The sequence below is a fragment of the Biomaibacter sp. TOL genome, assembly GCF_059717795.1.
Map to the genome: position 1 here is coordinate 2,662,462 of NZ_AP046092.1, position 22,503 is coordinate 2,684,964.

General features: G+C 41.2%; 22 protein-coding genes and 4 pseudogenes. 14 read left to right on the forward strand and 12 right to left on the reverse strand.

Going from position 1 to position 22,503, the window contains the following annotated elements:
• Positions 1-2 precede the first annotated feature (2 nt).
• The 3 genes from AC6I1H_RS13170 to AC6I1H_RS13180 all read left to right on the forward strand — a co-directional run bounded on the left by AC6I1H_RS13170 (position 3) and on the right by AC6I1H_RS13180 (position 2,238).
• Complete coding sequence (locus AC6I1H_RS13170; RefSeq protein ID WP_497738006.1) at positions 3-1,421, forward strand: GGDEF domain-containing protein; 1,419 nt, start codon at positions 3-5, stop codon at positions 1,419-1,421.
• Positions 1,327-1,626, forward strand: coding sequence for a nucleotidyltransferase domain-containing protein (locus AC6I1H_RS13175; protein ID WP_497738007.1), 300 nt, complete (start codon positions 1,327-1,329; stop codon positions 1,624-1,626). Before AC6I1H_RS13170 ends, AC6I1H_RS13175 begins: the two co-directional genes overlap by 95 nt.
• Before the next feature lie 141 nt (positions 1,627-1,767).
• Positions 1,768-2,238, forward strand: coding sequence for a flavodoxin family protein (locus AC6I1H_RS13180; protein ID WP_497738008.1), 471 nt, complete (start codon positions 1,768-1,770; stop codon positions 2,236-2,238).
• Between the two features lie 143 nt (positions 2,239-2,381).
• On the opposite strand, the gene AC6I1H_RS13185 is transcribed toward AC6I1H_RS13180, so the two are convergent.
• Complete coding sequence (locus AC6I1H_RS13185; protein ID WP_497738009.1) at positions 2,382-3,290, reverse strand: LysR family transcriptional regulator; 909 nt, start codon at positions 3,288-3,290, stop codon at positions 2,382-2,384.
• 237 nt (positions 3,291-3,527) lie between these two features.
• On the opposite strand from AC6I1H_RS13185, the gene AC6I1H_RS13190 reads away from it, so the two are divergent.
• The 3 genes from AC6I1H_RS13190 (at position 3,528) to AC6I1H_RS13200 (ending at position 7,086) form a co-directional block, all read left to right on the forward strand.
• Positions 3,528-5,492 carry an oxidoreductase gene (locus AC6I1H_RS13190; RefSeq protein WP_497738010.1) on the forward strand — a complete coding sequence of 655 codons (1,965 nt, stop codon included), beginning with the start codon at positions 3,528-3,530 and terminating at the stop codon, positions 5,490-5,492.
• A 21-nt stretch (positions 5,493-5,513) separates the two neighbouring features.
• Positions 5,514-6,665 carry an iron-containing alcohol dehydrogenase gene (locus tag AC6I1H_RS13195; RefSeq protein WP_497738011.1) on the forward strand — a complete coding sequence of 384 codons (1,152 nt, stop codon included), beginning with the start codon at positions 5,514-5,516 and terminating at the stop codon, positions 6,663-6,665.
• Positions 6,666-6,960: 295 nt separating this feature from the next.
• Entirely contained in the window at positions 6,961-7,086 is a 126-nt protein-coding gene (locus AC6I1H_RS13200; protein WP_497738012.1) for a hypothetical protein, read from the forward strand.
• A gap of 351 nt (positions 7,087-7,437) precedes the next feature.
• Here AC6I1H_RS13200 and AC6I1H_RS13205 read toward each other — a convergent pair whose 3' ends face one another.
• The 5 genes and pseudogenes from AC6I1H_RS13205 to AC6I1H_RS13225 form a co-directional block, all read right to left on the reverse strand.
• The gene (locus AC6I1H_RS13205) at positions 7,438-8,127 is read right to left on the reverse strand and encodes a DUF1638 domain-containing protein (protein WP_497738013.1); all 690 of its coding nucleotides are present in this window, start codon (positions 8,125-8,127) and stop codon (positions 7,438-7,440) included.
• 212 nt (positions 8,128-8,339) lie between these two features.
• On the reverse strand, positions 8,340-8,588 hold the full coding sequence (locus AC6I1H_RS13210; protein ID WP_497738014.1) for a hypothetical protein: 249 nt from the start codon (positions 8,586-8,588) through the stop codon (positions 8,340-8,342).
• Between the two features lie 47 nt (positions 8,589-8,635).
• On the reverse strand, positions 8,636-9,997 hold the full coding sequence (locus AC6I1H_RS13215; RefSeq protein WP_497738015.1) for a uroporphyrinogen decarboxylase family protein: 1,362 nt from the start codon (positions 9,995-9,997) through the stop codon (positions 8,636-8,638).
• Position 9,998: 1 nt separating this feature from the next.
• The gene (locus AC6I1H_RS13220; protein WP_497738016.1) at positions 9,999-10,637 is read right to left on the reverse strand and encodes a cobalamin B12-binding domain-containing protein; all 639 of its coding nucleotides are present in this window, start codon (positions 10,635-10,637) and stop codon (positions 9,999-10,001) included.
• A 267-nt stretch (positions 10,638-10,904) separates the two neighbouring features.
• Positions 10,905-11,570, reverse strand: a pseudogene (locus AC6I1H_RS13225) (IS256 family transposase).
• A 91-nt stretch (positions 11,571-11,661) separates the two neighbouring features.
• Here AC6I1H_RS13225 and AC6I1H_RS13230 point away from each other — a divergent pair.
• Positions 11,662-12,261: pseudogene (locus AC6I1H_RS13230) on the forward strand (transposase); the annotation flags it as partial.
• Positions 12,262-12,385: 124 nt separating this feature from the next.
• Here AC6I1H_RS13230 and AC6I1H_RS13235 read toward each other — a convergent pair.
• A pseudogene (locus AC6I1H_RS13235) lies at positions 12,386-12,541 on the reverse strand (IS3 family transposase); the annotation flags it as partial.
• Between the two features lie 189 nt (positions 12,542-12,730).
• Here AC6I1H_RS13235 and AC6I1H_RS13240 point away from each other — a divergent pair.
• The 3 genes from AC6I1H_RS13240 to AC6I1H_RS13250 are packed head-to-tail and all read left to right on the forward strand — an operon-like array spanning position 12,731 to position 15,752.
• Positions 12,731-13,951 (forward strand): site-specific integrase, encoded by a 1,221-nt coding sequence (locus AC6I1H_RS13240; protein ID WP_497740797.1) that lies wholly within the window; start codon positions 12,731-12,733, stop codon positions 13,949-13,951.
• Positions 13,948-14,712 (forward strand): tyrosine-type recombinase/integrase, encoded by a 765-nt coding sequence (locus AC6I1H_RS13245; protein WP_497738017.1) that lies wholly within the window; start codon positions 13,948-13,950, stop codon positions 14,710-14,712. Before AC6I1H_RS13240 ends, AC6I1H_RS13245 begins: the two co-directional genes overlap by 4 nt.
• A complete protein-coding gene (locus AC6I1H_RS13250; RefSeq protein ID WP_497738018.1) occupies positions 14,712-15,752 on the forward strand; it encodes a tyrosine-type recombinase/integrase in 1,041 nt (346 codons plus the stop codon). Before AC6I1H_RS13245 ends, AC6I1H_RS13250 begins: the two co-directional genes overlap by 1 nt.
• Here AC6I1H_RS13250 and AC6I1H_RS13255 read toward each other — a convergent pair.
• The 3 genes from AC6I1H_RS13255 to AC6I1H_RS13265 all read right to left on the reverse strand — a co-directional run bounded on the left by AC6I1H_RS13255 (position 15,749) and on the right by AC6I1H_RS13265 (position 18,252).
• Positions 15,749-16,276: an IS3 family transposase gene (locus AC6I1H_RS13255; protein ID WP_497738019.1), complete on the reverse strand. Its 528-nt coding sequence runs from the start codon at positions 16,274-16,276 to the stop codon at positions 15,749-15,751. The two genes, AC6I1H_RS13250 and AC6I1H_RS13255, sit on opposite strands and share 4 nt — an antisense overlap.
• Before the next feature lie 189 nt (positions 16,277-16,465).
• The gene (locus AC6I1H_RS13260; protein ID WP_497740798.1) at positions 16,466-16,588 is read right to left on the reverse strand and encodes a transposase; all 123 of its coding nucleotides are present in this window, start codon (positions 16,586-16,588) and stop codon (positions 16,466-16,468) included.
• Between the two features lie 191 nt (positions 16,589-16,779).
• The gene (locus AC6I1H_RS13265; protein ID WP_497738020.1) at positions 16,780-18,252 is read right to left on the reverse strand and encodes an SLC13 family permease; all 1,473 of its coding nucleotides are present in this window, start codon (positions 18,250-18,252) and stop codon (positions 16,780-16,782) included.
• A 395-nt stretch (positions 18,253-18,647) separates the two neighbouring features.
• Here AC6I1H_RS13265 and AC6I1H_RS13270 point away from each other — a divergent pair, with 395 nt between their 5' ends.
• The 4 genes and pseudogenes from AC6I1H_RS13270 to AC6I1H_RS13285 form a co-directional block, all read left to right on the forward strand.
• The gene (locus tag AC6I1H_RS13270; RefSeq protein WP_497738021.1) at positions 18,648-18,860 is read left to right on the forward strand and encodes a hypothetical protein; all 213 of its coding nucleotides are present in this window, start codon (positions 18,648-18,650) and stop codon (positions 18,858-18,860) included.
• 60 nt (positions 18,861-18,920) lie between these two features.
• Positions 18,921-19,364 carry an IS110 family transposase gene (locus tag AC6I1H_RS13275; protein ID WP_497738022.1) on the forward strand — a complete coding sequence of 148 codons (444 nt, stop codon included), beginning with the start codon at positions 18,921-18,923 and terminating at the stop codon, positions 19,362-19,364.
• Positions 19,282-19,782, forward strand: a complete 501-nt coding sequence (locus AC6I1H_RS13280; RefSeq protein WP_497738023.1) for a transposase — start codon at positions 19,282-19,284, stop codon at positions 19,780-19,782. The genes AC6I1H_RS13275 and AC6I1H_RS13280 overlap by 83 nt, the downstream gene beginning before the upstream one ends.
• Positions 19,783-20,298: 516 nt before the next feature.
• Positions 20,299-20,689 (forward strand): annotated as a pseudogene (locus AC6I1H_RS13285) (transposase family protein); the annotation flags it as partial.
• Between the two features lie 109 nt (positions 20,690-20,798).
• On the opposite strand, the gene AC6I1H_RS13290 reads toward AC6I1H_RS13285, so the two are convergent.
• Both AC6I1H_RS13290 and AC6I1H_RS13295 read right to left on the reverse strand, forming a co-directional pair.
• Positions 20,799-21,242 carry an ATP-binding protein gene (locus tag AC6I1H_RS13290; RefSeq protein ID WP_497740799.1) on the reverse strand — a complete coding sequence of 148 codons (444 nt, stop codon included), beginning with the start codon at positions 21,240-21,242 and terminating at the stop codon, positions 20,799-20,801.
• 1,089 nt (positions 21,243-22,331) lie between these two features.
• Complete coding sequence (locus AC6I1H_RS13295; RefSeq protein ID WP_497738024.1) at positions 22,332-22,487, reverse strand: hypothetical protein; 156 nt, start codon at positions 22,485-22,487, stop codon at positions 22,332-22,334.
• Positions 22,488-22,503: the final 16 nt, after the last annotated feature.

Here is a 22,503-nt window from a genome sequence, read left to right on the forward strand (position 1 = left end):
AATTGCCGGCAAACCTTTTATTAAGTGTTTCGTTAAAATATTGGCAAGATTTCCAGGATACTCTTGCAAGGGTAATGGATGCGAACATTTATATCTTTGATACAAATGGCAGCTCTTTTTCCCACTTCAGTCGAGAAGCCGAACTATGCCGAAACGTAAATAAAGGAGAAAAGATCTGCAACGAAAAGTGCGTCCGTTTTTATAAAGAAATCTTGGGTTCATTGAAAGATAAAGGCATATTTACATGCCCTTACGGGATTAAACTTTATGCATACCGCCTGGGTACCTATGCTCAAAAGATAGGCTTCCTTATCGTTGCTCCTACCAGGATAAGAACCCGAGCGGGCAGCGAGGAAGAAAATACTTTTATCACCAAAGCACACAGCATTTACCAGACTATCAATGAAGTTCTTAAGGCCATCCTTGAAAAAAACCTTTTAGGATTGCGAAGCCTTGAGCTAAACAGCATTTATGAAATCAGCCGCCTGTTGACCTCAACTGTCGAACTAGATAAGGTTATGGAACTCATAACGAATTCCCTGATCATAATATATAAGGCTGAACTGGGTTTTGTTGGCCTTCGAGAGGGTGATAAAATAAGGATTGCTCAGGCCAAAGGTGATCACGGCGACCTTTTGATAGGTAAGGAATGGCCGATGGTACAGCCGTTGATTGAAAATGTTTTTTCCAAAGTCGAGCCCTCATTTTTGAGTATTGATGAATTAAAGACCTTACCGGACCTTTTCGATTTGGAGCTTGATTCAAGGGATAAAATCATGGTTTATCCGCTATGGACTTCTTTGGGTGCTGTTGGCCTGTTAGGTATAGTGTTTTCACCTGATTCAATGGATGACAACGATACCAGAAACCTGCAGATTTATGCGAACTTTGCCGCGATAGCTTTGGCTAATGCAAAACTTGTAAGCCGACTGGAAAAAGAAGCTGAAACCGACTTTTTGACAGGGTTTTTTAATAAGCGTACAATCCGCAAAATACTGGTTAATGAACTCGAAAGGACAATCAGGTACGGCATTCCTTTAACGGTTATTTTCCTGGATATTGATAACTTCAAGACTTATAATGACACCTTTGGCCATGTTGCCGGCGATGTGGTGCTGCAGAAGACGGCAGATATAATAAAAAACTCTATAAGGACAGTGGATATTGCGGGACGCTTCGGAGGCGAGGAGTTTGTAATTATTCTTCCTGGGACAAAAGAAGAAGGCGCTGTCGCTGTTGCTGAAAGAATACGAAAATCTATAGAGACCTATCCTTTCCCACATTGCAAAGTTACTGCAAGCCAGGGTATAGCCTTAGCAAAAAAAAGTGACTCTATTGATACCTTGCTTGAAAAGGCAGATCAGGCCTTGTATCAAGCAAAAAGACAAGGGAAAAACCGCTTTTACCTGGACCCATCGTAACAATATCACCTTAAATTGGCTTAAAATAAACAGATTGCCAAAAACTGCTGTTTTTGGCTCTTATGCGAGAAATGAAGCTGATAATTCAAGTGATGTAGATCTTCTTGTATATTTAGATGAAACATTTGAAGAAATTGAAGACATTTCCAAAGCCATCAACGAATTCAAATGTAAAAATATGGATGATTTTTTACAAAATAGATAGCGATGAATATTTAATCATTATAGTTGAAAGTATTCTTCTCAGAATAGCCGTAATTAGTATATTGAAGTGAGTGAAAGCTGAACGTCTATATCACATATCTGGGAAAACTGACAATACCCACAAATGGAAAGAGGGATGTCTATGAAAAGCCTTATATTAGTAAGATCCTACCATCACAAAAATACTCTGAAAGTGGCTGAAGTCATGGCACAGGCCTTAGAAGCGGATCTTTTGGATATCCGGAAATCAGGACCTGGTATAATAACTAATTATGATATTATAGGTTTTGGTTCAGGAATATATTGGGGAAAATTTGATAAAGATATGCTTGCCTTAATTGACAAAATACCATCCGACAAAAAAAAGAAAGTCTTTGTATTTTCAACTAGCGGGATGGGTAGCGATAAGTTCAACGAATTTGCGAAAGAGCTCTTATCAAAAAAAGAATTTAACGTAGTAGGTAGCTTTGCTTGTAAGGGGTTTGATACTTTCGGTCCCTTCAAACTGGTAGGAGGAATAAATAAAGGGCATCCGGATGACGAAGATTTGAACAATGCCAGAGACTTTGCATTACGGATAAAAAAGATGGTGCAATTCCAGGTACCATCTTGAGATATCCGTAAGATATATGACAAAAGGTGAGCCAGGGAAAGGTACTGTGCGCCACGAGACGCACAGTATATAGCAGAAAACTTTATGGTAAGGCCTAGCCAGCCACCATTATCTAGCCTTGGGGCCGATGGGCAACCTAAAGCCTAAGTGTAGGCAAGGGAAGTAGTAGGCCGAAATCGAAAGATGAAATAGTTCATGAACTTTTTTGCGGCTTTATTTGGCTTGGAATCCTTTTTTACTATAAATCCGGCATCCCAAAAGGCCGTAGGGTCGTCAATGGGGATGGAGCAGATATTTTCAAACTCTTCTATGTGGGTAAGCTTATCCACAAAAACGAAGATGCCTTTGTTTAATGCGACAAACTCATATGCTGCTTTTAAATCGTGGCTGGATTTAAAATAAACATTCGGAACGACGCCTGCTTTTTCGAAGTGTTTAAGAATGACCGGCTGAATGCGAAATGTATCGGTGAGAAGAATAAACCTTTCATTTCTCAGATCCTCAAATTTAACGCTAGTTCTTTGCGCAAGGGAATTATTTTTATTTATTATGGCAACAAGCTTCTCTCTTATTAAATGATAATAATCAAAGCTGCTTATATCATTGGGCTTCACCGTTAAGGCAAGATCCAGACTGCCGTTTAAGACATTAGATTCGCAGTCCACATCAGAAAACTCCGCTATATCAATGTTTATATCGCCGTGTTTCTGTTCGAATTCGATAATTGCTTTAACCCCTAGGATCTGCAAAGTCCCCGGAGCAAAGCCTATCCTTATCCTTGCCTTTTCCCGCTCGATTTTACTGTTTATATCAGCAATGAGGTCATCGCAGGCATTAACCAGGGCTTCTGCCCTGGGAAGCATATATCTGCCGAGTTCGGTGAGCTCGACTCCTCTGGAATTTCTGTTGAAGAGGGGGGCGCCAATCTCCTTTTCAAGCTTACTTATCCTCCTGCTCAAGGCCTGCTGGGTGATAAAGAGCTCCTTTGCCGTTTTGGTAAAGCTGTTGTTCTGGCATATCTTTACGAAATATTTTAAAGATGTTATATCCATAACATTCCGCCTCTATACATCAATAATAATGACAAGAGGGATTATAATAATGTTACACGATTTGACGGAAAATAGCAATATTTTTAAGAGTACTCTCGAAAGGCACATAAAATTGTTCAGATCGGTTGTGGCTGCCACAAAACTTTATTGATATGCAAATGTGTGCGAATAATTTAAAATATTAATATGGAATGTTAAAGTATTCACTTTAACAAATATGTAAAAGGAGGACGAAAGATGTTTGACGCACTGTTTTCAAAAGGCAAAATAGGCACGATGGAAACCAGAAACCGCATAGTTATGACTGCCATGGGGAACGCCCTGGCCAACAATGATGGGACTGTTTCGCAGAGAGACATTGATTTTTATGGCGCCAGGGCGAAAGGTGGAGTCGGTCTCATCATTACGGAGTGCGCAGTGGTTGATGAAAGGGGCAAAGGCAACACCAAACAGATATGCGTTTACGATGACAAGTTTATACCCGGACTTAAGGCGTTGGCAAAAGAGATTCACAAATACGATGGAAAAATAGCTGTCCAGATTTATCATCCGGGAAGGCAGGGGATTTCCGCCATTAACGGCAATCTGCCCATGATGGCCCCGAGCGAAGTGGAATGCAAGGTGGTGCGGCAGCCGGTACAGGCTATGACCATCGAACAGATTGAAGATATGGTGAATAAATTCATAAATGCAGCAGTGCGAATCAAAAGTGCTGGCATAGACGCGGTAGAGGTTCATGGCGCCCACGGTTACTTGATAAATCAATTTTTAAGCCCATATACGAACAAAAGGACGGACAAATACGGCGGAAGCCTTGAAAACAGGATGAGATTCCTGGAAGAGATTGTAATCGGCATAAGAGAAAAGTGCGGCAAGGATTTTCCGCTGCTTGTCAGGCTGTCGGTTGACGAATTTTTGGGAATGGTGGGGCTTCCAGACGAAGGCCTTCATATCGAAGATGGAGTAAAGATCGCAAAGAGACTCGAGGAGCTCGGCGTGGATGCTCTGGATATAAGCTGCGGCATATACGAGACCATGAACGTAGCCTGGGAACCTTCTTCTTATGAGCAGGGCTGGAAGTCACATTTGGCTGAAACAATAAAGAAATCGGTAAACATACCCGTAATAGGTGTATCGGTGTACAGGAATCCCGAATATGCCAACAGAATGATTGAAGAAGGAAAGATCGATTTTGCGGGTTCCGCAAGGCAGCATTTTGCGGATCCGGAATGGGCAAACAAGGCGAAGGAAGGCAGATTGGATGAAATAAGAAAATGCATCTCCTGCCTCTACTGCATGGAGACTCTGATGAATGCCGACATAGCGGGGACCTCAGCCCAGTGTGCCGTTAATATTCAAAGCGGAAGAGAAGGAGAGTTGAACGACTTTAAAGAAGATGGAGCTCAAAGAATTGTGGCAATAATAGGCGCAGGCCCTGCAGGTCTAGAGGCTGCGAGGATTTTGGCGAAGAGAAGATTTAAACCCGTGATATTTGAAAAGTCGGATAAACCGGGCGGCCAATTGCAGCTGGCGAATAAACCGCCAAAAAAGGATAAGATAAACTGGCTGATAGACTACTTAAAAACCCAGATAGAAAAAGCCGGAGTCGAGGTCAGGTACAATACAGCCCCAACAGTGGCGGCTTTAAAAGAGCTGAGTCCCTATGCGGTGTTCATAGCGCAGGGGTCAAACCCGATCCTGCCGAAATCGATCCCGGGAATAGACAGGGAAAATGTTTATTTAGCGGAGGATATACTGAGCGGCAAGGCGAAGATTAAGAATAAAAAAGTAGCCGTTGTCGGCTCTGGAATGACCGGTCTGGAAACCGCACATTACCTCGCTTGCGCTGGGAACGAGGTAAGCGTGTTTGAAATGCTCGATGATATAGGGCCAGGGCTTTTCTTCCAGAATTTAATCGATGTAATGGGTCATTTGAATTCTTTTGGCGTAAAATTCTACCCCAAACATAAGCTCGTGGAGATAGGCGAAGACAAGGTGGTTTTCGAAAATACGCAAACCAAAGAAAAATCAAGCCATGCATTTGATTATGTTGTTCTGTCTTTAGGGAGGACCCCCAATACGGAGCTTATTGATGAAATAAAGTCAGTCTTTGACAATGTCATAGTGCTTGGGGATGCCCAAAAAGCCGGGAAAATACGAAATGCAATGGAATCAGGCTTTATGGCAGCATACGAACTATAAAAATTGAGGGAGAGGATATATATGGAAACAGTTTCAAGATATGCACAGCTTTGCCCCATAATATACGGCAGAGGAAGTGCGGCAGTACTGGGAGAAGAAGTTAAAAAACTTGGATGCTCTAAAGCGCTAGTGGTGTCGGATGAAAATGTATCAAAAATCAAATTTTATGAAAGGTGCAGGAAAAGCCTGCTGGATGCAGGAATAGAGATAGTTGAATTCAATGAAGTGTTACCCGACCCACCGGACTATATCGTAAACCGGGGAGGAGAAGTGGCCAGGGCGGAGAAGGTCGATGCAATAGTGGCCATAGGCGGAGGAAGTGTAATGGATGCCGCCAAGGCTATAAACATCCTTATAAACAATCCACCGCCCATAAACCAGTATTTTGGCAACCCCGTTTACAAGCCTGGCGTACCGGTAGTGATGGTGGTGACCACCGCTGGAACCGGAAGCGAAAGCACTATTGTGGCAGTTATAACTGATACTGAAAACGGCGTAAAAAATTCAGTGCTTGGAGCGGCGACTCTTGGCATACTTGACCCCAAGGCAACGGTTACGCTTTCTCCTGAAGATACGGTCCATACCGGCATGGACACCTTCGCACATGCAGCGGAAGCCATTACGGCTAAAATCCCAAATCCAAAATCCGAGCTTCTAGCCCGGGATGCAATTAAAAAGGTCGTAAATTACCTGCCCAAAGCATATGAAAATGGCGCGGACATGGAGGCAAGGGATAACCTGCTTATTGCGAGCAACTTTGCCGGAATTGCATTCAACGATGCCTTGGTTCACTTGGGACATGCCATTGCTCATTCTATAGGCGCGAAATTTCACGTAACACACGGCGAGGCGTGCGCGCTGGCTCTGCCGGAGGTAATGAAGTACGTTGCGGGAATAGACGCTTCTAAGGTTAAGATTGTCGGCGAAGCGATGGGAATATCCTTTACCGGCAATGAAAGCAGTGAAGAGATAGGAGATATTGTTGCCGAAGCGATAAAAAGATTTAGTAAAAGCCTTAAGATAAAATCTTTGAAGCAGCTTGGAATATCAAAGGAAGATTTACTGAATACCGCTGACATGATTTTCAAAGACCCGTGCTATGCATTCGTGCCAAAAGAATTGGACAGGCAAGAGGTTGTTAAGATATTAGAAAATATTTACGAAAATTATTAAATAGTACATTTGGGACTTAGTGCTTATCTTTCAAGTTTTTATAACGGTTGAACCGGACGATTATTTCGGTTTAATATGGAAGGGCCGTATAATATACGGCCCTTTACCTATTTCCGCTTTAATTAGCAAATTGCGATAATATATTCAAAAACACTTAATAATTCAGTCATGTAGAGCTATAGTAAAATTGCAACATGTATATACAACTATCGCTTGATATAAGGAGGTGGCATCGAAGATTCAACAATTACCTTTAATATCGGAATATTAGCAATTACAAAAGGGGGAAGATAAAGTGCAAGAAGAACTTTTCAACAAAATAGTTGGAATGTCCTGCTTGATAACTGCCGGCTTAAACCCGATGAAGAAGACTGTAGAAGCATTAAAAGCAACTGGGATTACTAATTCTAGGTGGGGGTAGAGTCGATAAATAAGCTTAGGGATGATTTCGGGGCCTATGCATGATACGTTAGACGATTAATATTATAGATACCCTGCAGGGAAATTGAGGAAAATGCCTCGCCTCATTCATCGGCGGCACGTTTATAGAAGCTGACGAATACGACAATTTGATTGAGGCCCCGTGGGTTTTATTTCGGATACCATATTAAAAAGAGTTTGCCGCAATCTGGCAACTCCTAGACAGTCAATGGCAGCATGAGGCTCATTTGCAAACCATACTGGAACTGCCTAGAGGATGTATTCCTACATCAACGCCCATGTGGCTGAGCGGTACTCCTCTCAGATGACTAAAATCAATTTCTCAGTGTATCTATATTACTGTGGAATTTTGAAAAAGCTTTTCGTCGTATACATATCCTAAATCTGATACATTTACCGACTTGCCTTTTTCGATAATGATAAAATCCTCATCATATGGACCGGTCAATAATTTCTCCAGCATCCAGAGGTGGCCCTTTTCCGTAAACAATTTAAGGTCTGCGATTTTCGCTATTTTGCAAGCTTCATCCCAGTAATCGGCCACACTGTATGCGCCTGTATCGATTAGCATTAGTTTATCGTAATTTTTCAACATGAGTTGAAATATCCTTTTCGTCCTTTTTTCTCCATATCGGCTTACCGCATTCATATATTCCTCCATAAGGCTCTTAGAACCTTCTATCCAGCCCTTTGTAAGAAAATATGTGGCCTTCATGCGTTCAAACTTTTCTTTCGGTCTGGAAAGGAGCATTGAAATGCAGTCGTCGGTTTTCGGAAAGATAAGGTTTGCAGTCGAAGCCTTCAAGTCTAATATAGCATTGCCGCAAAATCCGTATGCAAGCAATATGTTTTCGAATCCTTTCTGCGCATCTATTTCCTGCTGCAGTTTTGACCTGAGACGATTGGGATCGCTGTGATACTCTGAATCCACCCATACGACCGGGTATGCACATTTGGTTTTATTCATGGCCAGATTCAATTCGTCATGAAGCGTCTGGCAGGCAATGATGACATTTTTCATGGCTTCACATCCTTGCGATGTTTATAATTCTATTATACGTCAACAGACGATTAATTCAAGGGGGACTTTTGAGTCAGTGAGTCAGGGGACGGTTCTCTGACTCAATTCTGAGTCAGAGAACCGTCCCCTGACTCACTGACTCATTGGAGTAAAGAAGCCAGAATTTGCATTCCGGCTTCTTCTTAATCAGACAGTCGAGCCTGGTAAGATGGTCAGGCTTGTTGAGAGGAATTCGGGGCGGATTTTGCCCGGGCTTTTACGCCCAGTTCGGGCAGGAACATGATTACTACGGCGGCCATTAAAAAGCTCAGTGCTGCAAGGCCGAACATGGTATAAAAGTTTGTGCCAGCAATAGGGGTTATGATAAATGCGGGGATGCAGAATGCACCGATAAGCTGCATGGTGGCAATCAAACCTCCGGCGCTTCCGGCATAAACCGGGCCGATTTCCGGCAGCAGCATGGGATACGCTATTTTGATTCAGTTCCAATTCTTTCATCTATTGTTTTTTACATCAGGAGATACATCAGGTAATGAAATATAGTTTCTTCCAGGCCCTGAAGCTTTGGCGCCCCGAAATCCGAAACTTCGGGATTAAGCGCTTTGTACTCTTCCCAGGTTTTGTAGTATTTGCTCTCAATTTTTCTTGAAGGTTGTGCTTTGTAATCTTCTTTGTTGAATACCATTCCCGCCGTCTCGCCGGGGTTGCTGTATACAGCGTAGTCCCTTACGGTTTCGGCCACGGCGCATAGATTTTCGATATTGATGTCGCTGAGCAGCAATGGATTCTTGTCGAAGTTGAATACATACTTGCCGCCCGGAGCCAATATGTCAATGTATCTCTTGGCTTCGGCCACGCACTCTTCTTTGGATTTGGTCTTGAGGTTCATAACAGGGTAAAGACCGGTTATAATGTGCTTTTTGCCCAGCTTTTCCTTTATAACTTTTGGATCGCCGTATTCGAACCAGAGCACTGTGTCGGTTGGCAGATCGTACAGGTAATCGAGATACCTCGTCCAGTCCTGCTCGCAGAACAGGGTGCAGTGAATTCCCATTGATGCGTATTCTTCCACCATTCTCTTAAAGCTGGGCCACCAGAGGTTTGCAAAATCTTTTTCTCTCATGAACGGTGGCATGTGAAGAGGAATAAGTACGGTAGCATAGTTTGAAATTGTTGGAGGCATTCCCCGCTTGAACACAAGCGGATAGAGGGCGTCGCACGCCTCTTTTACCTTTTCCGGCATCCTCCTTATATCCATGCTGATGCCCTTGAAGCTCCTGAGCTGGTCGGCCAGAAAGTCAAAGGGCGCTTCCGTAAATCCGCCGGCAAGCAATCCCCCGGGATAATATCCATATTTTTCTACCATCTTGCCTATTATGGCTCCCGCCTGCATAAAATCATTGTTAAAAGCCAGCAAGCTTTTAGTAAAGCTGATTGCCATGCTTATGGGGTCATTTGGATTAAAAGCCTTATGTTGCCTTGGAATGACCCTCTCCAGCAGGCAGTCGTAAGGGTTTTCGATGAGGTAATCATAATCTTCGGGAAGCATTCCTACGACTTCCGGATGCTGGATGAATCCGTTTGAGGCCATCTGGAAGGATTGTGATTTTAGAAGTTGATAAAAAGAAGGATATCTAAATGAACCCATAAAAACGCATATATCTGAGTATACCGTCTGACACGCCTTATCAACAGCTTCTTCCATTAAAGCCGGGTTCCATTGGGCTTCCATCAAGTTTAAACCGCCGAACTGGGCTATAACCTCAAATGTAAGACTTATATCCACCGGCACTCTCTTTGGGATCTTGTTGTCGAATACGTCGTGATATATACTTATCCTTTCCTGCTGCAGCGCTTTCACATCAGTCATTTTATTTCACCCACCCCTGGCAGATTTTTACGCCTTCGGCGGCGTTGGTGGTAAAAGCGTCGGCTCCCACATACTCGCATGCCTCTTTTGTCACAGGGTTTCCGCCGATTATTATCTTCACTTTATCCCTCAGCCCGGCCTGCTTTAATCCATCTATCGTATCTTTCATGGATTCTATGGCCAGCGTCAAAACTCCGCTGAGGCCCACTATATTGGGTTTTACTTCTTTTACCTTTTCCACAAAGTTGCTCACAGGCTGATCGATGCCCAAATCATGCACCACGAAGCCCGCTGCTTCGGCCATGCTTCTGAAAATGTTTTTGCCGATGTCGTGCAGATCGCCGTGGACCGTGCCAAGGACAATGGTCCCCACTTTTGATTCGCTTTTGCCGCCTATCACCGGTTTTAGAGTGTTAATGGCTTCCGTCAGAAGTTCTCCGGCGAAGATAAGGTCTCCCACAAAGTATTCGCCCTTTTCAAACAAATCCCCTACGATTCCCATTCCCTGCTGGCATGCGCTGACCACTTTCTGGGCTTCTTCTTCAGTAGGTTTAGAATTCACGAATTCCGTCAGCATTCCTGTTACTTTTTCTTCGTCCAGTTCTCCGACCGCCCGGGTCAATTCATTTAAGTCGATCATACTTTTACCTCCCAGAAATTAATAGATTTGTATATACATGACCTCTGACTAGTATATACTAGTTAATATAAAATGTCAAGAAAAAGTTATATAAAATTATATTTATCAAAATTATACGTTAATTCTACAAAGTGGAAGTTACTTTTTCAATTCACCCAAACGCATGAAAATATACATAAACCAACAATCCAAAAAAGGATTTTTAAAAAATGCCGGGCGGCATGTAGTATAAGCAGGCAATAAGAATATCTTCAACACCTCGGCTTTTCAGGTCATTACATACCCAAGCCAGAAACTTGCACTTTCATTTTCCCCAATCCAGATACCTAGTATTTCTTTCTGGCCGTTTAAATTGATGCCTAAACACTGTATGCAGCTTTATTTTACCACTCGGTTTTCTTTTCTGACTTTAAAATGTATGGCATCCAAAAAGACTATGGGATAAATTTTTGCTGATGGCCTTGACTGCCATTCTGCGATCATGGGAAAAATTCTATTGGTTATTTTGCTTACCATAGATGGCGATACTTCTATACCGTAGATTTCTTTCATGTGTTCTTCGATATCTCTTGTAGACATACCTTTGGCATACATGGCAATTATCTGGTCTTCGATCTGGTTGGATGTTTTTTCGTATTTCTTGATTATTCTTGGCTTGAAATCTCCTTCTCGGTTTCTTGGAATCTTAAGCTCAGTATCTCCAAATCTTGTTTTAATTGTTTTTTTGCTATAACCGTTGCGGCTGTTTCCTGAGTTATCACCGATTGAACTATGTTTAGGATAACCCAGGTGTTCATCCATTTCTGCTTCGAATATTTCCTGTAGAGTGTCTTTAAAGAGATTTTTTAACATCTCGTAGACATCATCTACAGTATGGCAAGTCCTCGCCAATTCCTTAATTGTTTTGTTTTTCATGTCTTCAATGTTTTGCATAAATGGTCATCTCCTTTTTATTGGTAATTATAACCATTTATACAAAACTTTAAACAGTCTCGTTTGAGATGAATTTTATCCTTAAGGGACCAATCAGATAGCTTCCGCAATCTACCAAAAGCTACATTCTCCTCAGCTAAAGGCTAGCCCGGTAGTTACCAGAACTAAACCCCGTCTGATGCTGGCTAATTCTTTCTCAGCTCGAACCGCTCCTCGAGCAAATCAAAGAGTATGACAGTCAGATAGAACGCCTTTTTAAGCTCCGCTCTGACAGCAAGTTGTTTGACAGTCTGCCTGGAGCGGGTTTGCGGCTGGCTCCAAGAATGCTGGCGGAGTGGGGAGACGACAGGGAACGCTTTTTAAACGCTTCCGTAGTACAAACTCTAGCAGGAACTTCACCGGTACTTTACCAAAGTGGCAAATATCGATTTACCAGACGAAGAAAATCCTGCGTGAAGCCCTTCCGCAATGCACTGCATCAGTTTGCATATCAAACAGTACGGTGGGTTGGTTGGGTTCGTGAAAATATTACGATAAAAAGCGTTCTTCCGGCAAATCTCATCATGAAGCTATAAGGGCTTTGGCTAATATCTGGGTTAGAATTATCTTTGCTATGTGGAAAAGCTACCAATCATATGACGAATCAATCTTTATTTCAGCTAAAGCTAAACATAGCTTAGCTGCAGCATAGAAACAGCAGGCTATTAGATAAGGCTTTCTTGTAATAGTCAATTTTGGAGCTAGATTACCAATATATAACATATATGTTAATATTTAGATTATATATTGATTTTAGTTTAATTCAATTGGCTATTGACATAGAGGGTCTGATATTTAACGGTACGCAAGAGCCTTTCTGTGAAGATGTTATCCATGGCCCTGCCACGACCATTCATGCTTATTTTTATCTGGTTTTCAAGCAGTACATTAGTGTATTGATGGCTGGTGAACTGGCTTCCCTGGTCGCTGCTATGACGAATTCAGTATAGCAGCGACTATGTTGAAAAAGAAACTATGCCGAAAAATGTTAGAAGGTGCTGTGTCACTAAGGATTTCTTCGAAAAATTTGGCATAGTTTTTTAGTTGTTTACAGCAACCATATACCCGGTATAATTGTTTTGGATTACCAAAATAATTATGCAAAGGGGATATGCTTGATAATGGAATATTTAAATCTCGAAGAACTTATTGAAAACTTGCTCGACAGCATGCACGAGCAGGGGTACATGGAATCAACCATCAGCATGTACCGGCGTCCATTCAACAAGCTGATCAATCTATCAAAACAAATGAGTACTAATAGGCTGACTCTGGAATTGTCAGGTGCATTTGTGAACGATACGCTTAATGAAAGGACTGGTCAGTACAGCTCAGAAAAAGTCCGGCTGCGAACAAGATGTATAAAACTGCTGGAAGACTATCTTGCTAATGGAACGTTTGTTTTTAAAATCTACAAAAAAAGCAAGAAGCAACCGTTTTGCTCGAAGTACAGCGATGAAATCTATTCTGGATTTGAACAATTCCTGAAAACAGAAAATATCGGTGATTCAACAACATATTGTGCTCTCTTTATTGCATACAGGTTTCTTCATTATCTTGAAAGCGTTGGTATCGAATCAATAGACGATGCTCCTCATTGGGTTATTCCAGGTTTTTTCGGTGAAATGTCGAAAACATGGAGTCGCAGAGGGATGCATATCATAATTGACGGCCTGAAAAGATTCCTGAAATTTGCTGATAAAGATAGTCGCCTTTTGCCATGTGTCCCAAAGGCCAGAAGAATCAGGCCTATTATTCCGACGCTGACCGAAGATGAGGAATCGGCTTTATGGCGCATAATTGATTCAGGGCTTGTTGCGCCAAGAGACAGAGCAATCATATTGCTTTCGATGCTGACAGGTTTACGGGCGTCTGACATTGTCAACCTGGAAATCAAAGATATTGATTGGACAAACGATACCATAAGCGTTGTTCAAAGGAAAACAGGAACTCCATTGATGCTCCCACTGGTACCTGCTGTTGGCAATGCAATAATGACCTATCTGCTGAATGACCGGCCCAAATCAAGCAGTCCGAAACTTTTTCTGCGTTATGATGCGCCATACAGGCCGCTTGAAGGGCACTCGTCATGTTATGCCATAACCAAAAAGGTGTTTGCCTTGGCCGGCATCCGCGAAGGAAACCAACGGAAGGGATTACATCTTTTGCGGCACCATACAGCTTCCAAGATGCTTTCAAAGGGTGTTGCAATACAAACTATTTCATCTCTCCTGGGACATACGGATCCTGATACAACAAAGCTTTATCTCTCGACAGACCACGAAAAACTTCTTGGCTGCTGCCTGCCGCTTCCAGCAAAGGTTAAGGAGGCGCTGAGATGAAAAGGAACTTGACAAGCAGCATCGGCCCTCAGATAGAACGGTTTCTGGAATTTAAACGCTCACAGGGCTTTAAATACGACACAGCGGAATATTATCTCTCCAATTTGGATGACTACTGGGCTGCAAACGGATACGACAATAATTTTTCAAAAGAGCATATAAATGGCTGGTTCATAAGAGGGGAACATGAAAATCCGGATACGCATAATTTCCGCACTTCATATTTGAGAGAATTTGGCTGCTTTCTTCAATCACAGGGATACCGCGATGCATATATTATTCCAACTGGCTTGAGCAAAAGAGGGCCCAAATATATGCCCTATCTCCTCAGTGAAGATGAGATTGAAAAATTTTTTGAGGCATGTGACAGGATAACGCCACAAAAAGAGAATCCCGGTAAACCTTTGGTGTTGCCTGCATATTTTCGCTTTTTGTATTGCTGTGGCGTCAGAACGGGCGAAGCAAGACTGCTTAAGACAGATGATGTAAATTTCGTTCAAGGCTATGCGGACATCATTAATACCAAAGGAGGCAAATGCCGCAGGCTGTTTCTCAGCAATGAGCTGATAAAATTACTTGACGAATTTGACAGCAAAATCAGCATTTATTACCCCAGCAGAACCTATTTCTTTCCCTGTAATGATAATGATCCCTACAGCAGTCAGGCAATTTCACGTGCTTTCAACAAAATCCCCGAATTTTTCGGAGTATATTCCGAAAAGACAAAAGCTCTGGAAAGCATGATTCCGGAGGTGGGATAATGGCGGGAACAAAAAGAAACAACGGCAATTTTTGGCCATTAGCACATAAATTCCTCGGTAGCTATCTTCCACACGTACGCAATCTAAGTCAAAATACGATTGACGCCTACAAACAGTCATTAAAGGATTTCGTGGACTATCTCGAAAAGCAGAAAGGCATTAAACGAAAAAACATTTCTATTGGAGCCTTTAATAGAAACACGGTTCAGGAATATATGGCATATTTAAATACCCAAAGGAAGCTCGCTCCAAAAACCTGCGGTCTGCGTCTTACGGCTATTAAATCATTTCTCAAATATTGTTCCGATGAGGACCTTCTATTTGAAGCACGTTTTCATGAGGTCGACAGCATAAACGGAATGAAATCAGCGAAGAAACCGGTCAAGTACCTTCCTGAAAACGCGATGAGCACACTGTTAAAAATGCCGAAGAACGACACGGATAAAGAACGCCGCAATCGGATGCTGCTCATATTTTTGTATGATACGGCGGTCAGGGTTCAGGAACTGGCGGACATGGAGTTTAGAGATTTACACCTTAACAGAACAAGCCCGTTTGTTACCGTCAGAAGCGGCAAAGGCAATAAGCTTCGCAATATCCCGCTGATGGCTAAAACAGTCGATCATCTTAAACATTACATTGCAGAGTTTCATCCCGGCAGAACGCCGGATTCAAACAGACCGTTATTTTATTCAACAAGAGATAACTTGCCTCATAAATTGACGACAGATGCTATCAGAATCATCCTGAGCAAATATGTGGATATGGCAAGAGAGCTTTGCCCGGATATTCCTGAAAAAGTCGGCTGCCATACGATCAGAAAAACCAGAGCCATGGATTTATACCGGAACGGAATTCCGCTTCCGTACATAATGGAACTGCTTGGCCACGAAAGCGAAGCAACAACAAAAACGTTTTATGCTTTCGCTACCGTCGATATGCTGCATGACGCTATTGCCAAATCAAATCCGGAAATCGCCAACGATAAGCCACAATGGAAAACTCCAGAAATATTATCCCGCCTCTATAGCTTTGACTAAAAAACTATGCCAAATTTTTCGAAGAAATCCTTAGTGACACAGCACCTTCTAACATTTTTCGGCATAGTTTCTTTTTCAACATAGTCGCTGTTTGCAATCTCGGGTTTCCAGTCCATGAAGGCTACAAGATATAGCCAGCCATTTTTCATGGGGATATATGTTATATCGGTGCCCCATATGTGGTTTGGGTATTCTGCCGTGATGTCACGGAGCAGGTAAGGGTATATCTTGTGCTCATGGTTGCGGCGGGAAAGGTTCGGTCCGGGTCTGATTGCGGATATCCCCATTTCCCGCATATATTTTTGTACAGTTGGCCTGATGATTTTAAAGCCCTGGCGGTTCAGTATGGCTGTAATGGGTCTTGAGCCCATATATGAGTCATCTGTGTATATACGGTCAATTTCGTGCTTTATAGCGATTTCCGCAGGTGAAGGTTGTACAGGCTTGTAGTAAAGGCGCAAGCGGTTTAATGAAAGCAGTTCTGATTGGATCGTAAGTGGCAATATTCGGTTTTCAAAGTCCACAAGTTCAATTCTTTCAGCTCTAGTCGAGTTTGATGTCAGATTTTTTTTGAGTCAGTTGAGCTTGGTTGATAGCTCACCGATCTGTGTATAAAGTTCTTGAATTTGGTTTTTTAATGATTCTTTTTCTTTATCACCCTTTCTTCGGCCATCTTCAAGGACCTTTGGTAGAGCCTCCAGCGCCTCCTTTTTTCATTTTATCAGCTGGTTTGGATGAACTTCATATTCAGATGCGATTTGAGAAATGGTTTTTTCTTCCTTAAAAATTTCCAGTACAACCTTGGTTTTGAACTCTCCTGTATATGTTTTTCTCATATGGCTATTATACAATTTATCACCTAAAAAGAAGCCGTTTTTTTGTCTAAATTTCTTTATCCATTATATTGCCCCTCCGAGGGGTTTTTCAAGGTTCGGGTTTATGGTCAAATAAAATAAGTCAAATTTTCGGACAGTCAATTTGAGCAGAATGCGGTCAGAAAGTGTGAGCGGCTACAAGTGAAAAAGAATTAAAATAATATATTTGCTAATGGATAGCCAACTATAGCTGTTATGATTGTGGATGCTAATGCTAATAATAGGCCATATTTAAGCATTGCTTTCAGATCAATCCAACCACTTGCTGCGGCTACGTTTGTTGGGCCACCGGCAGTAGGACTAGCGAAACCAAAACCTGCTGTTGCTCCAATGATAGCTGCTAAAGCCGCAGGGTTAACGATTCCATTCATACTTAATGCAAGAGGAATCGCAACGTTGTAACCGATAGCTACTGCAACAGGATTGGATGCAAAGTTGGTTATGATAAGTACCCCAATTATTGTAAATAAAACAAACCAATAGGAGGACACTCTCTCTATTATAGGTGAAAAAACTGACACTAAGTATTCGTTTAATCCAACTTCAGGCATAGTAATAGCTTGACTTACCATAAATGCTGCACTAGCTAGAAAGATTCCTGGCCAAGCTACACCTTTACTTAGGGCTTCTTTGAAATTTAATATTGGTTTTCCATTTACCCTAATCATACCTAATATAACAATACCAACCATCGGAGGAATTGTAACTCCGTAGGCTTCAATTTTAGATGCTACATCGGGTAAGAAAGGGCCTATTAGGCTAGGAAGAAGCCATACAAGAACCACAACACCAAAGGTAATTGCTGTAATTATTTCTTTAAGGTCTACTGGTTTTAATCTTTTAGTAAATTGCTCAACGTTCAAATTCTCTAATTTGCTCATATCAGGTTTGTAAATATATTTAAAAATAAACATCATAGCAAGAAAAGTAATCATCCCAGTTATAATACCAAATATACTATATGAAAGGAAGTTTATATTGACCCCGGTATTTTTTGCAAAAAGCGATATGGCAATAAGTACCCATGCATGTGCAAATGGCGTCATGGATCCCGAGATTACACAGGAGAAGGTCAAAGCTAATACTACCATCTGTGGAAACGAATCTCCTTTTTTATACCCTAATTCTTCAAAGATCTCTTCTGCAATGGGAAGGAATACTAAAATTGTGGCTGTTGGTGACATCAAAGAGCCTACTAAAATGGAGGAAAACAAAAATCCTCCCAACAATAAAAATGAATTTTTCCTTGCCATAGGCCTTGTTATAATCCATATCGCTAAACGTTTTGAAAACCCTGATTCTGACATCGCATAGCTAATCATGAAACAGCTTATTAAAAACATTGGAAGCCAACTTCCAAGTGAGCCTGCTAATACTTTTTGATAATTCAGAACGGGAGTAAAAGATAAGGCCACTAAACAAAGTATACTGGGCCATTCAGTTGACACAGACAACCATAAAATAACTGTTCCAATAAATATGCCAAGAATATCCATACTTACTTGAGTCATACCTTGCGGTGCAGGCATATACTTTAATACGAATATAAAAGTAAATGATATTAGCAAAGTTGTTAAATATACTACGTCAATTTTATTTGCATACCCTTTTACTAATTTTTGCATTACCTTTCACTCCTATCTCAATATTTTAAGATTAGCTTGTATGATATTAATTAAAGATAAGTTTACTAAATATAAAAAAGATATAAAATAAACTATCTATTTGAGAAGGATTTCGGGGTTCCTCAGTAGAAACCTACTGCGAGGTTGGTTTTGAGGAAGCGCTATCACTCCTTGCACAATAGTGCTAGTAAAGACTGCGCCCCCACTCCTGACGGACACCGCTAACCCCCACTCTGCGTACCCAAGGGAGAGCCCGGTAGCAGCAGGCCGGCTTGTGCATCGCTCAAACTTGGAATAACGCTAATGGCAAGGCTGCTGGATGAAGCCAGAGCTGCTGGGAACCCCAAAACTTTGTTAAGACCTCGAGTTTTAGACTGAAAGGAGGTGTCACGCTCATGTCTGTCTTATATATCGGTGTCGATGTCGGCCTTAAGAATAACAAGGCTAGATTTGTTAATGCAGAAGGTAATGACTGCTGGAATAAGTTAGCCTTTGATAATGACGCCGACGGAGCTATTGCTTTGGTCCGGGAAACATGCCGGGCTTTAACCAAGAATAATCTCCAAAATGTTCTGTTTGGATTGGAAGCCACAGCTTTTTATGCCTGACATTTGGCTTTGTATCTTAACGGATGTAAAGAGCTTTCTTCTTTTAATCCCCAGGTGTTTATGTTTAATCCTAAGGTTATTAAAAACTTTAAGAAGTCTTTTAAAAACCTGCCCAAGAACGATTGGATTGATGCCTGGGTGATTGCTAACAGGGTCCGCTTCGGCCAGCTTCCCAGACCTTTTTCACCAGATGAAAGATATTTTCCACTCCAGAGGTTTACAAGGCATCGATACCATCTTGTAAAGCAACTGACCAGGGAAAAAAATTACTTCCTGTCATACCTTTTCTTTAAGTTTAGCCGAGTGGCTCAAGCATGCCCTCTTTGCAGCCCACTGGGAACTAGTACGCCAGCTTTAGTAACAGAGTTTTACTCCGTAGAAGAAGTAGCTTCAAAACCTCTGGAAGAAATGGCCATATTCCTTGCTGAAAAAAGCAGGACCAGGATCGATAATCCTGATTTTATGGCGAGAGAGTTTCAAAAAGCTGCCAGCTATTGCTCATGAAATGGCGGGCTTGGAAAACCCTTTGCTTTCTATTCCAGGTTTAGGCTTTGTCCTTACGGCCGGTATTATTGCTGAAATAGGCAATATACACAACTTCCCTGATGATGATTCTTTAGCCAAATTTACAGGCCTTACCTGCAATCAAAATCAATCAGCTGATTTTGAGGGCGAAGAAAAACCTTTGATAAAAGACGGTAATGCATATCTACGCTATTATCTGATAGAGGCCGCAAATAGTGTTAGGATGCACAACACTGAATATAGGAGCTACTATCAGAAAAAGTTTAATGAGTCTTTAAAACATAAGCATCACCGTGCCTGTGTTTTAACTGCTCGTAAATTGGTTCGGCTCATTTTCGCACTGCTGCGCGATAATAGAGCTTATTCTAAACCTGAGAAAGGAGTGGTAAATTTCTAGTATTACCTTGTAATACCTAAATGTTATTGCCATTATCTGGAAGAAGCGGCATTTCTTCTAGAGGGTATATTGTTGTCTTTTTTTGGTTTTTTTTTAATAAAATTTTTTATGTTCTCTCTTGACATTTACACCCCACTCTTTTTCTATATTTAATTTAATATAACTTATTGCAAAACTCCTTAAATACTGATATTACAAATCTTTAACAACCTTAAAAAGGAAGATTTTCTTTTACACATTTTTGTGGCATAATAATGAACTGTTTCTTCCCACTCTCCTCCCTGCTCAAATTTCCTGACCGTTTAGGAATGAATTTTACACATATTAGAGAAATAAAAGAAAATGAAGTAAGCTATGGGAGGGAGAAAAAAAGAAAGCCTTCAAGTAAGTGATAGTTTCCGACATTCCCTTACTGAAGGCCTTCTCTACAAATACCAAGCAATATGATTGTAACATTTTTAGGCTCTTCAGTAAAGGAGTATTTAATATTTTTTTTAGGGACCCTGGAAAGCATAAGAACTGCACGAAAGAAGCGTTACCAGGATACTAGAGATCCTGGAGGAAAAAAACTCATATCCTCCGGGGATGTGGCAAGGTCCACCCTCACATGGCATCTTGCAAACCTAGGTTTAACCCAAAAAGAGTTAAAGCAAAACAATCCAGAGCCCTCAGGAGATTTCAAAAAGAGCACAGAAACAAATTATGGCAGGCCGATGTCAAATACGGCCCCTACCTTCCATACCCGGATAATCCGGAGAAAAAGATACGCACATACCTCATATACTTCATCGATGATGCCACAAGACTGATATGCCATGGGGAATTTTACCTAAACCAGAAGCTTCCAATACTCGAAGATTGTTTTAGAAAAGCTGTACTTAAAAGAGGCATTCCCGGAGATGCGTATTCCGGTCAAATTGAACGGCGATTCCGGTCTAAACCGAACAGTATCGGGGCAAAGCGAAGGTAGTATTTTGTTTTAAGTGTAACATAATTTTAAAAGCGATAAAATATCTTTATTCTACATCAGGTATTTGAGACTTTAATTTTCTCATAGACTCCCCCTTTAAGGATATCTTGTAAGCGTTGTGTATAAGGCGGTCTAAAATAGCATTGTCAAGAGTAGGATCTGTAAGCACCTGATTCCAGTGTTCAACCGGAAGCTGACTTGCGATGATTGTAGACCGCAGGTTTGTATGGTCTTCCACCAATTCTAGTAGTTCTCTACTTTCCGCTGTTGAAAAGGGATTAAGACCAAAGTCATCCAATATGAGAAGTTGTACCTTTTTTAAGCTGCCAAGGAAACTAAAATATGTGCCGTCACCTTTAGCTGTCAAAAGTTCATCCATCAACCTCGAAACCCAATAATACCTGGTGGAATAGCCCATTCTGCAGGCGTCATTACCCAAGGCATAGGCAAGATATGTTTTCCCAATACCAGTGGGGCCGAAAATTAATATGTTCTAATGCTGCAGGATAAAAGAGCAATCGGAAAGACGGCTTATCAGTTTGCGGTTAAGGCTTCTGGCAAAACCGTAGTCAATATCTTCAAAACAAGCTAAAAACCGCATGAAAGATAAACTAGGGGCTATTCCTTTCTGCCATATGGAAGGAGGGGAACACAATGTTTGAACCTTTCTTTGGATTTGAAAAGACTCCTTTTCAAAAGGACCTGCCTGTAGAAAAACTATTTATCCCCCCCCCCCCCCGCCTATGAAGAGCTGGTATCAAGGCTCAAATACACCACAGAAAAACGCCTCTTTACCCTCATAACAGGCGAAGTGGGCTCGTGAAAATCCACTTCTTTAAGGAAACTTCTTGAGCTTTTAAATCCAAATAAATACAGAGTTATCTATATCAGTGACTCAGCACTTACCCCCAGGCATTTTTACTGGGAATCTTAAGGCGTTGTAATTGAAAATGAGTTTGCGGTATAAAGTATTTTCCCTCTAAGGGGTGGCAAGGGTCAAACCTTGTCCCCTCCAAGGGGTGCTTTTCATGGTTCAAGTTTATGGTCAAATAAAGTGAGTCAAATTTTCGGACGTTCAATTTGAGCAGAATGCGGTTAGTAAATGTGAGCAGTTACACTTTCCCTTTTTTGTGGGTTTTTTATTGACAATAGCATGCACTCAAGAACTCTACATTGCCGGAAGAAACATGTCTATAACTTAAAAAGGCTTAGTTTCTTTAAATTTTTTAGAATGAGAATTATTATTTAATAGAAATATCCTGACTTATTATTTTTTTTGATAAATTATTTTACTTGTACCGCAGTCTGAAATGAGTATATCCTCGTAATTGCTACAGATATAAATAAATATATGCTGTATAATAATTTAGACGATATGAATACAAACATTTCATAATCTGCCGAATCCCATATAGGCTTTATAACTTTCTTTTTAAAACTATTGAGTACCAGGAAACCAATTGACCAAAATTAACTTTTGTATTCATATCGTCTATTCCCTTATTTATTTACATATATTCCACCATATCGAATTTCGTTTGTACTAGCTTCACCAAAGAAAACAACCAAAGGCTTTGTATCAAGTTATTAGAAAAGCTAGTAAATCAAATAATGCTTCTTCAGGTCCTTGAATACTTTCTTCTGCTGTTTCAATTGCTTCTGCAGGTATCCCGTACTTTTCCAAGTTTTCTTCTAGTGTCTTATAATACTCTGATTTTAATTTCATTTCATTCATGTTACTACTCTCCTTT